This is a genomic window from Chitinophaga rupis, assembly GCF_900109685.1.
Taxonomy (GTDB): domain Bacteria; phylum Bacteroidota; class Bacteroidia; order Chitinophagales; family Chitinophagaceae; genus Chitinophaga; species Chitinophaga rupis.
On sequence record NZ_FOBB01000001.1, the window covers coordinates 690,517 to 702,301 of the forward strand.

Here is an 11,785-nt window from a genome sequence, read left to right on the forward strand (position 1 = left end):
TGCAACATAAGATACCAGTAATACTTACCTGGATTTAAGCGCATCCCTGATCTCCGTGAGTAATTTTTCCTGTGTAGTAAGTTCCGGGGGCCCGGCTGGTGCAACGGCCTCTTTTTTACGTGTTAAGCGGTTCATAAATTTAACCAGCAGGAACACGCAGAAGGCTATAATAATAAAGTCAATGATATTCTGAATAAACGCACCATAAGCAAATGTAGCTACCCCTGCCTTTTGGGCAGCATCCAGGGTGGCAAAATCACCTTTACTTTTGTCCAGTAACACAAACTGATCCTTAAAGCTTCTGCCTTGCAGGAATAAGCCTACAACAGGCATAATAATGTTGTCTACCAACGATGTTACGATCTTGCCAAAAGCTCCTCCAATGATCACACCCACTGCCAGATCCATTACGTTGCCTTTTACGGCAAATTCTTTGAATTCTTTAAAGAACGACATATGGAAAGGTTTTATGGTTACGAATTACGGGCACAAAATAATCATATCTTCCGGAACCGGTTCATTATTAAGGCATTATTTCTGCTTTAGGCCAGGGTATTTCATTTTCAGACCTTTTAGGGTATCCTTTAACGTTTTGGCCACTATGTATTCTTTATACCAGTTGTGGTCTGCCGGTACAATGGTCCAGGGTATGTTGTTACACTGTTCAAATACATCTTCATAAGCCTTGCGGTATTGTTTCCACAGCTTAGCCTCTTCCTGATCATTCGCGTTATACTTCCACATTTTACGCGGGTCCTGCATGCGCTCTTCCAGGCGCTCTGCCTGAGCTTCGGGGGATATGTGCAGGTAGAACTTCAGTATATGGGTGTCATTATGTTCTGTTAATAGTTTTTCAAAATCGTTGATCGCATCCATTCTTTTCTGAATGGTCTTTTCATCTACCCATTTGTGTACCCTTTGTACCAATACATCTTCATAATGCGAGCGGTTAAAAACATGTATCATGCCTTTGCCTGGTACATGGCGATGAATGCGCCATAAAAAATCATGCTCCATTTCCTCCTCCGTTGGGGCTTTAAACGGTTGTACCCTTACGCCCAGCGGGTTCATTTGCCCCAGCACATTATGCACCACGCCATCCTTACCGCTGGCATCCATGCCTTGTAATACCACCAGCACCGAATGCCGGCGCTGGGCATACAACAGGTTCTGCAGCTCATCCAGCTCCGCGATCAGCTCCCGGGTGTTAGCTTTAATTACTTCTTTATCCAGTTTTTTGGGCGCCGTAGTGCTGATGTCCGACAGTTTGATCTTTGCCATAAAAGGGAAGGTATATGCTTGCTATGACTAAAATTAACAAATAAGTTGTTTAACTGTTGCGGGCCCATGAAAACACTTGGGGGAATGGCCGCTTATACAGACCTTTGTTCCTCAAAAAATCTACCGTCTTGGATAAACGCCTGGTTCACTGGAGCATCTTTTTACTATTATCTCTTACCTGGGGCAGCTCTTTTATACTCATGAAAATAGGCATGGAAGGCCTGCAATCCTACCAGGTGGCCAGCGTACGTATGCTAGCTGCCGGCCTGTCACTGCTGCCATTTTTTTTCAAATACATAAGGCAAACACCGCGTAATAAGATCCCGGTGATCATTTTATCGGGCATATTGGGCAATGGCATTCCTGCTTATTTGTTTTGCCTGGCGGAAACCCGCATAGACAGCGCGCTGGCAGGCATATTGAATGCGCTTACCCCGTTAATGGCGCTGCTGGCAGGCCTGGTTATTTTTAAAAGCCCCTTTGAAAAGAAGCAACTGATCGGCGTTAGCATTGGCCTGTTAGGTGTGGTGGGCTTATTTGCGGCCAATGGCGTTAACACCGGGTACTGGTATTACGGCTTTTTCATACTACTGGCTACGGTTTGTTATGGGGTGAACATTAGCCTGGTACACCATTATCTGAAGGGTTTCAGCTCTGTACAGCTAAGCTCTATTGCATTATTCTTTTGTGCCCTGTTCACTTTCCCGGTATTGCTGTTCAGCAACTTTTTTCCGCTGTTCGCCGGCCCGCATGCGCCGTGGATATCCTTATCCGCAGCTACTACGCTGGGTGTGCTGGGCAGCGGTATTGCTACTGTATTGTTTTACATACTGATACAAAAGGCCGGTTCTGTATTCGCATCCATGGTCACATATGCGTTACCGGTAGTGGCTATTGGCTGGGGCTTACTGGCAGGTGAGCAGATCGGCTGGGTGCAGGTACTGTGTTTGGGAGTAATATTGGGAGGGGTGTACCTGGTGAACAAGAAATAGGTTTAAATGTGCTAAACGATGAATGCTTAACGCTTAATGCTAAATGCGGAACATGGGGAGGAGCTTACATTGCGGCATGCTAAAAACTTACCCAAGCAAAAATGCCTGACACTTTGGAGTATCAGGCATTCAGCTTTATGCGTTTAGCACATTTATTAAATGGCCATAATTTCTTTTTCCTTGGTAGCGCAATGTTTGTCTATCAGGACAATATATTTATCCGTGAGGGTTTGAATATCGGCTTCGGCATCTTTGGCAATGTCTTCGCTTAACCCTTCTTTCTGCAGTTTCTTAATGTTTTCAATAGCATCACGGCGAATGCTGCGGATGGATACTTTACCCTGCTCGCCTTCACCGGCTGCACGTTTTACAAACTCCCGGCGGCGCTCTTCTGTTAAAGGAGGCAGGAATAGACGGATCATCTGTCCATCGTTCTGCGGGTTAAGGCCAATGTTGGCCGCTATGATAGCCCTTTCAATAGGCTGTATCATGTTCTTTTCCCAGGGCTGAATAGTAAGGGTGCGTGCATCGGCCACGCTTACATTGGCCACCTGGTTAAGCGGGGTACTGGAACCGTAATAGTCAACGGATAAACCATCCAGTATCTGGGGATTTGCTTTACCGGCCCTGATCTTCGTGAGCTCTACTTCCAGGTGTTTAATGGCTTTTTCCATGGAATCTGTAGCATCCTCCATAATTAAGGCTAGATCGTCTTGCATAGCAAAAAATTAGTTAAGTGCCTGCAAACCTACAGGATTTCTTTTAATCGTCAAAGAACGCGGAAGGCTAAATGCGGAACGCGGAACGCTGAATGCGTAGCTGCTACAATTCAATAGTTAACATATAAAACACGGAGAGTATATAGAGGATGGGAGAAAGCGGAAAGCTTAAAGCAGAAAGCACAAAGCTGAGTCCCAGGCAGTGATATACATCAGCTGCATGTTGCCTGCTAATGCAATACTCCTTAAGCAAAAACGCCTGACACTATGAAGTATCAGGCGTTCAGCTTTATGCGTTTAGCGTTTAGCATTATTTGTCTTGCAGCATACCTTCGGGGTTTACCCTCAGTATTTTGGGTTTGGCAATAACCGGCTCTTTGTTCACGGTTACGGTTGCCGGTGTAACAGCTGGTAATACTGTTGCGGGTGTAAGTTTGGGTGCAGCCTTCTTTTTCTTGGCCAGGTACAGCCCAATGGTCAGGATACCGGCAGAACCGGTTACCAGCAGCAGCAGGTAGTTTGTACCCAGATCCTGCAGCGCAAAGGCAGCAGCTACATATACTATGTTAGAGGCCACAGCCACCAGGGTGGTTTGCTTGTGGTTCAGCTTCAGTTCCAGCAGGTAATGGTGAATGTGATTACGGTCTGCCGTGAAAGGAGACCGGCCTTTGAGCATACGGATAGAAAATACCCGCAGCGTATCGAACAGGGGTACTATCAAGATGGCAAAAGCTACTGCCGGTACACCATTAACCGGCAATTTCGCAGCCGGGTTACCGGCTACTTCTATAAACTTTACTATAAGGATGGCATTTACCAGGCCTACCAGCAGAGAGCCGGTATCGCCCATGAAAATACGTGCCGGGGAAATATTGTAGATCAGGAAAGCTGCCAACCCGCCGGCCAGGCCAAATCCCAGTACTGCATACAGCGTTTCGCCGGCGTACAGGAAGTAAGTGCCCATAATACAGGATACCAGCATACCAATGCTGCCGGCCAGGCCGTCTACCCCATCTATCAGGTTAAAGGCATTAATAATTACCAGGAAAGTAAAATACGTGAGCAACAGCCCGAAGTGAGGGGGTAAAGCATTGATACCCAGAAAACCATACATGCTGTTGATCTGGAGGTTACCCAGATATATTACCGCAAAAGAGGCGATCAGCTGACCTATGAGCTTTTTTAACGGGGACAGCCCTATGATATCGTCCTTCAAACCCACCATGAAGATGATAAAGAAGGCTGCTATCATATACTGAAAAGGGGAATTTGCCAACGACGGTGCACATACCGCGGCTGCCATCACAAAGCCCGAAAAGAAGCCGATACCCCCTAAGGTAGGAATATTGGTCTTATGCGATTTTCTTTCATCCGGTTCGTCGTACAAGTGCTTTAATTCTGCAACCCTGATCAGTACCGGGATTGCAAAATAAGTGACAACAAAACTTAGGACGCTTGCAATTAATACATTCTCCATCAGTAGGGGGTTATAATACTAGATTATACAAAGATATTAAATTCAATTAAATGAATATCAATAAAATTCAAAAACTAAAAAACCGTGACTACCCGAACACTAATTTCGTAAAAGTTTGTGGATCTCGCTCTCTAAATCTTGGTAAATATCTCTTAGTTTTGCCATTTTAAAAAAATTGCAACTATCATGCCGAAGCTTCAAGAAATTGCCACTCAGATAAGAAGGGATATTGTACGCATGGTACATGCCGTGCAAAGCGGCCACCCTGGTGGCTCCCTGGGATGCACCGATTATTTTGCCGCCTTATTTTTTAAGGTAATGCAGCATACCCCCCAGCCCTTTGACATGGATGCCAAGGATCAGGATATGTTTGTGCTGTCCAACGGGCATATTTCCCCGGTGTATTACAGCGCATTAGCCAGATCAGGTTATTTTCCCACCGAAGAACTGAGCACTTTCCGCAAACTTAACTCCCGCCTGCAGGGCCACCCCACTACCCATGAGCACCTGCCGGGTATCCGGATCGCCAGCGGCTCCCTGGGCCAGGGTATGAGCGTGGCTATAGGCGCTGCACTGACCAAAAAGCTGAATAACGATAAAGGCCTGGTGTTTTCCCTGCATGGTGACGGCGAGCTGGAAGAAGGACAGGTTTGGGAAGCTATTATGTTTGCCCCCCACCATAAAGTGGATAACCTGATCATTACAGTTGACTGGAACGGTCAGCAAATTGACGGACCTACCGACCAGATTGGCGGCCTGGGCGACCTGCCGGCAAAATTCAAAGCTTTTGGCTGGAACGTGATCGTACTGGAAAACGGTAACGACCTGGATGAGGTGGTAGCTACCCTGGAAAAGGCTAAAAGCCTTACCGGTAAGGGACAACCTATTGCCATAATGATGAAAACTGTGATGGGTAAAGGGGTTGACTTTATGGAAGGCCACCATGAATGGCATGGTATTGCCCCCAGCGACGAGCAACTGGCTAAAGCCCTGGAGCAGCTGCCGGCTACATCGTTAGGAGACTATTAATTTAATTACGAATTATTTAATTACGATCCCGCTTGGCGGGACATAGCCTGCCCCATCAAGCGGGGAATGCCATTGAAAGTAATTATGATATGAATAATTACGAATGGAATGCAGCGGATGTTGTGGTACCTGTTTGTAATTTTTGATTGGTAATCAGTGCTTTTAAATAAAAAGGGAAGGTCGTTAATGATAACGATCTTCCCTTTTGTTATTTATTCCTTTACCGAAAAGGCCTGCTATCAGCAGTACCCAATTCGTAATTCGTAATTAAATAATTCGTAATTCAACTCACCCTCACGTTGCCTTCAGCTCTATCCCCAACATCGATGCCCGCCTTGCCGGGTACCAGCTGGCGCCGATGCCGATTACAATAATCGTAATGCTTACCAGCACAAAATCCATAGGGTGCATGCTTACGGGATAAGCATCTACCAGGAAAGAAGCGCCTTCCAGCTTTATAACGCCAAACTGCTGCTGTATCCAGCATACCAGCGCGCCCAGTCCAAACCCCAGGCCTGCTCCTATCCCCGCAATGATCAAGCCCTCTGCCAAAAATATTTTCATGATCAGCTGCTGCCGCGCGCCCATAGCTTTCAGGATAGTAATATCCTTTTGCTTTTCAATGACCAGCATAGACAGGGAACCGATCATGTTAAATGCGGCTATGATCAGTATAAAGCTAAGGATCACGTACACGGCCCACTTTTCCGTTTGCATAATAGCATACAGCGCCTGGTTTTGCTCATAGCGGGTCTGGACTTTGAACTGCGGCCCTAATAGCTGTTCCAGCCTGTGTTTCAGCACGATATCCTCCGTACCATTGGCTGTGGCAATTTCCAGGGCTGACATTTCATTGGGCCCCAGCTCCAGCAGTTTGCGCATAAAATCAATATTGGTAATAACATATTTGCTGTTAAACTCCTGCTGAATGGCAAAGGCGCCGGCAGGGTACAGATAGCTGCTGTTCAGCGCTTCATTGGGCAGCAGCCCACCGGCGCTGCGGCGGGGCACATATACATCCACCGGTACCATACTACGCTCCACATCCACGCCCAGTGCGCTTTCCAGCTCTATGCCCAATACGGCGCGGTATGCGTTCTCGTCACCGGTATCAAAGTGGCCGCGTACCACTTTTTCCTTTACACGGGTTACTTCATTATAATGGCTGTCTACCCCCTTCAGTGTAGCAATGGTCTTTTCCTCGCCAAACTGCATCACCGCTTTTTCTTCTATTACTGCGGAGTAATGTGCCACTCCCTTTACAGCAGCTATTTGTTTTAGCTGCGCGGGGCTAAGCAAAATGGTTTTGCCTGTAACCGGGCTTACTTTAACAGAGGGGTAAAAAGAGGAGTACAGGGACTTTACCAGCCCTTCAAAACCATTAAAAACACTGAGGATAACAATAAGCGCACCGGCGCCAACGCCAATGGCTACCACACTTACCCATGCTATAATGTTAATAGCATTGGTTGATTTTTTGGCCCTGAAATACCGGGAAGCAAACTGCCAGATCATTAGAAGTATTTACTTGTTTTCCTTACCGGCATCGTCGTCCTTAATTTTTTTGAACAGCTCCTCCATACGGAACACGTAATCCAGTGTATCATCCAGGAAAAAGGAAAGCTCCGGTACCCGGCGCAATTGCTTGCCCACACGCATGCCCAGCTCCTTGCGGATCTCCCAGCCCCTTTCCTTGATGCGCTCCATCATATCGGCGCTGTCTTTTATCTGGAACATGCTCAGGTATACCCTGGCTTCCAGCAGATCGGGTGTAACCCGTACGGCAGAAAGCGATATCATACCGCCTTCAATAACGTTGTACCCCATCCGCTGAAAAATATCGCTCAGCTCTTTCTGTAATAACTGTCCTACTTGTTTCTGCCTCTTAGTTTCCTGCATAATGTAAAGTTGTATGGTCGTACGGCTGTATCACCATACAACCGTATAATATAGTAACTTGCGCACTTATTCTGATCTGGCAAAGATACATGAAACCTTGCATGGTTAATGCGGGGTTCCGTATTGCCGCTGAAAAGACAAATAATTAGGAATGAAAACGTTTTTTCGCTTACTGCAATTATCCCGGCCCTATCACCATTATGTGCCGGAATATATAGTATATATTTTTCTTTATACCATTTTCAGCCTGTTCAGCTTCACCCTTGTAATGCCGTTGATGGATGCGCTGTTTGCCACGGGGCAGCAGGCCGTTGTAACACACTTACCCAAATTCTCGCTTTCTATAGATTATTTTAAGGATGTTTTTAACTACTACCTCACTTACTATATGAATACTACCGGCAAGTTTGGTATGCTGGTATATGTGTGCATAGTGGTGCTGGTAGCAGTGCTGCTTAAGAACCTGTTTGGCTTCCTGGGCCAGAAGGTGCTTACCCGCATGCGTGTAACCATGGTGATGAGGATGCGTGAAAAGCTGTATGCACAGTTCAGCACCCAATCCCTGCGCTTTTTTCAGCAGGAGCGTAAAGGCGATCTGCTGTCCACCATCAGCAGCGATGTGGTAGAAGTAGAAGCTTCTGTGGTAACCTCCCTCCAAACCATTTTCCGGGATCCGCTGCAGGTTATCTCCACATTCATTGCCTTGTTCATTCTCTCTAAAACCCTTACGCTATTCACTTTACTGGTGTTTCCTGTTTCGGGCTACCTGATCTCCCTGATCACCGGCAAGCTAAAGAAAAAGGGGACGCTAAGCCAGCATTTGCTGGGTAAAATTGTAAATACGGCAGAGGAAACGTTATCGGGTATACGTATTATCAAGGCCTTTAATGCAGAGGGCTTCATGAAAAAGAAATTTGCCCGTGAAAACGGGGATTATGCCGAGACCGTAAGGGCTATGCAAAACCAGCGGGAGCTGGCCTCCCCGTTGTCTGAAACCATGGGTGTGCTGGTGATCGTTATTATCATGGTGTATGCGGGCAATCTTATACTTACCGGGCGTAGCGAGCTTACAGCCGCCGCCTTTATTGCCTACATTGCGCTGTACTTCCAGATCATTGCACCGGCAAAGAATATTGCCAATGCCTTTGCGGTAATGCCCCGCGGCCTGGCTGCCGGCGAGCGTGTGCTGCGTGTGCTGGATGTGCCCAGCACCATACAGGATAAACCTAACGCCGCGGCTATACGTAGTTTTGAGAAAGAGATCGAGTATCAGAACGTTACCTTCCGCTATGAGCAGCAGGATGTGCTGAAAAATATAAACCTCCGCATTCAGAAAGGTAAAATGGTAGCGCTGGTAGGTAAGAGCGGCGCCGGCAAGTCAACCATGGCCGACCTGCTGCCCCGTTTTTACGATGTTACAGAAGGCCGCATCAGCATTGACGGGCAGGACATACGCGACCTGCAAATGGAAAACGTGCGCGGCTTAATGGGCATGGTATCCCAGGAGGCTATTTTGTTTAATGATACCGTGTTCAATAACATTGCTTTTGGCCAGCCCAATGCCGATAAGGAAGCGGTGATACAGGCCGCTAAAATTGCCAATGCGCATGAATTTATTGTGCAGCTGGATGAAGGCTATGAAACCAGCATTGGCGACCGTGGCATGAAGCTGAGCGGCGGCCAGCGCCAGCGCCTGACCATTGCCCGGGCCATATTCAAGAATCCCCCCATATTAATTTTAGATGAAGCTACCAGCGCTTTGGACACTGAATCTGAAAAGCTGGTGCAGGAAGCGCTGGATAAACTGATGGAGAACCGCACTACGGTGGTAATTGCCCACCGCCTTTCTACTATACAACATGCGAATGAAATAGCTGTGCTGGACAAAGGTGAAATAAAAGAACGGGGTACGCATGATGAATTAATTGCATTGAACGGAATATACAGACGACTCGTTGAAATGCAGGAGTTTAAGTAAGCTTTTCACCCCTGCTGCCACTACCCCTGTTGGTACCATTTTTGAGGCATGGTAGCGCTACACTATGCCATTTTGGAAGAGTTTTTAGGTACACTTTTTTTTCACCCATAACAAAACAAAGCGTTCCCTATGATTTCAATCGTTATTCCAGTTTTAAACGAAGGGGCCACAGTACGGCAGGTTATCAGATTAGTTAAAAAGACCACACGCAAGGTAGAGATCATTGTAGTTGATGATAATAGCCGGGATAACACTGTTGAAGAAGCCATGAAGGAAGGCGTACGGGTAATTACCAGCAGCCAGCGCGGCAAAGGTATATCCATGCGGGAAGGGCTGATGGCCGCTAAATATGACATTGTGATGTATATAGATGGGGACATCCTCACCTATCCGGAAAATATTGTGGAATTATTGACCGATCCCATCATTAACGACGAATCTGATTTTGTTAAATCTTATTTTACCCGGCAGGCCGGCCGCGTTACGCAGCTGGTAGCCAAACCCCTGTTAAGCATTTTATTCCCGGAGCTGGCGCATTTTCAACAGCCGCTGAGTGGTATGATAGCAGCGCGCAAATCATTCCTTTCCCGTGTGCAGTTTGAAAATGATTACGGGGTAGATATTGGCCTGCTGATAGATATGCATGTGCTGGGCGCCCGCATAACAGAAGCTAATATCGGAAAGATCGAAAATGCCATGCAAACCTGGGAGCAGCTGAGCAAAATGTCGCGCGAGGTTTCCCGCACTATCTTACACAAGGCAGAACACATGAACCTTCCGCAGGAGAACCTGGAAACCCTGGGTAATATTAACCTGATACGGGAGCAAATGGAATACTCCATCCTGGAATCTATTGACAAGCTGCATAAGATGGTGATCTTTAACCTGGATGAAGCCGTTTTTACCCAGGATTACCTGCAGCTGGCCGCACATGCTTTTGACTGCGAGGTATCCCTGCAGCAAATACTGGAACACTACAGCGACCCGGTAACCATACTGGAGCATACCGCTGCCCTGTTCCGCGACCGTAACCTGGCAGAGCTGCTGGAAGTGGCAGATGCCATACCCGTGGTGCCGGATCTTAAAGCGGTGGTGCATGAGCTGAAAAAGAGAGGCTATGCCTGCGGCCTGATCACCGACGGATTTGAATGTGTGGCCCGCCATATTAAGAATAAGCTGGGGATGGATTTTGTATTTGCCAACCGCCTGCATTTATATGATAGCGTGGCCACCGGCGAGCTAAGCATACCGGAATATTTCCGGCAGCCCAGTGAGGATGGTACAGATGGATTGCTGCGTTATAACAAAAAGAACATACTGCCTTATATAGCGCACAAATACCACGTAATGCCGCAGAATATTATTTATGTAGGCAGCGGCGTAGAAGGATCTGACCTGCTGAAGGAAGCAGGTATAGGTGTGGCCTTTGATACGGAGGTGGAGTGTATTGAAAAAGTAGCTGATAAGATCATTCCCGGCCCTTACATGTCGCCGCTGCTGAGCATAGCGCAGGCCAGCCCGGAAAAGTTCCGTTTAAAGCTGCCGCCCATTAGTAAAAAACAGGTACGCCGTATTGGCATTGGCAGCCTGGTAGCGCTGGCCGGCGCAGGACTGGTATACCTGGCGGCCCGGCAGCTTAAGAAGAACGATGAACAAAAACCTGCAGCACTGCTGAATTAATAATTAATACAGGGAAGTACTTCAATTAATAAGGGGAAGTGTTGCTCACACAACACTTCCCCTTAATTATTAATTATTAATTATTAATTATTAATTACTATTTGCTTTTGGCCAGCTTGGCTTCAATGCTCAGCGTAGCGTGTGGTACTGCGCGCAGGCGGGCTTTGTCTATAAGCTTACCGGTTACGCGGCAAATGCCATAGGTTTTGTTCTCTATGCGCACCATTGCTTTTTCCAGGTGATCAATAAACTGGATCTGGCGGCTGGCCATTTGGTTCAGCTGCTCTCTTTCCTGGGAGCCGCTGCCATCTTCCATGCTCATATATTTGTTTTCGGTATCATCCGTACCGGCTTCGTCCTTGCGGGTAATAAGGCCCTGCAGGTACACGAGCTCTTTTTTAGCTGCTTCCAGCTTTTTCGTAATCAGGTCCCTGAACTCCTGCAGATCTGAATCGCTATAGCGATATACCGGACCGGTAGGAGCATCCGGCTGATCCAGCACGGATTTAGTAAACTCCGGCTGGTAGGAGACCAGCGTGGCAGCCGACTTAGAACCTTTCTTCTCGGTCCTTTCCGGCTTTTCCGATTTGGCCGGAGTAGCGGCTTTTTCAACCCTTTCAACCTTCTCGGTCTTTTCGGTTTTTTCCGCGGCTACTTTTTTACCGGTTTCTTTTTCCTTATCTGACTTCTTTACTGGCATTATAACTTCTTTTTCTTCTTGCTTTGAAAT

The 11,785-nt window shown here is 47.1% G+C and carries 11 protein-coding genes; 4 read left to right on the forward strand and 7 right to left on the reverse strand.

What is annotated here, in order from left to right:
* Window positions 1-24 precede the first annotated feature (24 nt).
* Window positions 25-456, reverse strand: coding sequence for a large conductance mechanosensitive channel protein MscL (gene mscL, locus BMZ54_RS02665; RefSeq protein ID WP_089906594.1), 432 nt, complete (start codon window positions 454-456; stop codon window positions 25-27).
* A 75-nt stretch (window positions 457-531) separates the two neighbouring features.
* Complete coding sequence (locus BMZ54_RS02670) at window positions 532-1,281, reverse strand: PPK2 family polyphosphate kinase (RefSeq protein WP_089906595.1); 750 nt, start codon at window positions 1,279-1,281, stop codon at window positions 532-534.
* A 128-nt stretch (window positions 1,282-1,409) separates the two neighbouring features.
* Here BMZ54_RS02670 and BMZ54_RS02675 point away from each other — a divergent pair, with 128 nt between their 5' ends.
* Complete coding sequence (locus tag BMZ54_RS02675; RefSeq protein ID WP_089906596.1) at window positions 1,410-2,273, forward strand: DMT family transporter; 864 nt, start codon at window positions 1,410-1,412, stop codon at window positions 2,271-2,273.
* Between the two features lie 155 nt (window positions 2,274-2,428).
* Here BMZ54_RS02675 and frr read toward each other — a convergent pair whose 3' ends face one another.
* Together frr and BMZ54_RS02685 are read right to left on the reverse strand one after the other, a co-directional pair.
* Window positions 2,429-2,992, reverse strand: a complete 564-nt coding sequence (frr, locus tag BMZ54_RS02680; protein WP_089906597.1) for a ribosome recycling factor — start codon at window positions 2,990-2,992, stop codon at window positions 2,429-2,431.
* A gap of 310 nt (window positions 2,993-3,302) precedes the next feature.
* Window positions 3,303-4,244: an MraY family glycosyltransferase gene (locus BMZ54_RS02685; RefSeq protein WP_238386467.1), complete on the reverse strand. Its 942-nt coding sequence runs from the start codon at window positions 4,242-4,244 to the stop codon at window positions 3,303-3,305.
* 411 nt (window positions 4,245-4,655) lie between these two features.
* On the opposite strand from BMZ54_RS02685, the gene BMZ54_RS02690 reads away from it, so the two are divergent.
* Window positions 4,656-5,498, forward strand: a complete 843-nt coding sequence (locus BMZ54_RS02690) for a transketolase (RefSeq protein ID WP_089906599.1) — start codon at window positions 4,656-4,658, stop codon at window positions 5,496-5,498.
* A gap of 294 nt (window positions 5,499-5,792) precedes the next feature.
* Here the strand turns inward: BMZ54_RS02690 and BMZ54_RS02695 are convergent, their stop codons facing one another.
* Both BMZ54_RS02695 and rbfA read right to left on the reverse strand, forming a co-directional pair.
* The gene (locus BMZ54_RS02695) at window positions 5,793-7,013 is read right to left on the reverse strand and encodes an ABC transporter permease (protein WP_089906600.1); all 1,221 of its coding nucleotides are present in this window, start codon (window positions 7,011-7,013) and stop codon (window positions 5,793-5,795) included.
* A 9-nt stretch (window positions 7,014-7,022) separates the two neighbouring features.
* Window positions 7,023-7,397: a 30S ribosome-binding factor RbfA gene (gene rbfA, locus BMZ54_RS02700; RefSeq protein WP_089906601.1), complete on the reverse strand. Its 375-nt coding sequence runs from the start codon at window positions 7,395-7,397 to the stop codon at window positions 7,023-7,025.
* Between the two features lie 151 nt (window positions 7,398-7,548).
* On the opposite strand from rbfA, the gene BMZ54_RS02705 reads away from it, so the two are divergent.
* Both BMZ54_RS02705 and BMZ54_RS02710 read left to right on the forward strand, forming a co-directional pair.
* Window positions 7,549-9,375 (forward strand): ABC transporter ATP-binding protein, encoded by a 1,827-nt coding sequence (locus tag BMZ54_RS02705; protein WP_089906602.1) that lies wholly within the window; start codon window positions 7,549-7,551, stop codon window positions 9,373-9,375.
* Window positions 9,376-9,504: 129 nt separating this feature from the next.
* Complete coding sequence (locus BMZ54_RS02710) at window positions 9,505-11,055, forward strand: glycosyltransferase (protein ID WP_089906603.1); 1,551 nt, start codon at window positions 9,505-9,507, stop codon at window positions 11,053-11,055.
* A gap of 97 nt (window positions 11,056-11,152) precedes the next feature.
* Here BMZ54_RS02710 and BMZ54_RS33295 read toward each other — a convergent pair whose 3' ends face one another.
* A complete protein-coding gene (locus BMZ54_RS33295) occupies window positions 11,153-11,755 on the reverse strand; it encodes a TraR/DksA family transcriptional regulator (RefSeq protein WP_238386468.1) in 603 nt (200 codons plus the stop codon).
* Window positions 11,756-11,785: the final 30 nt, after the last annotated feature.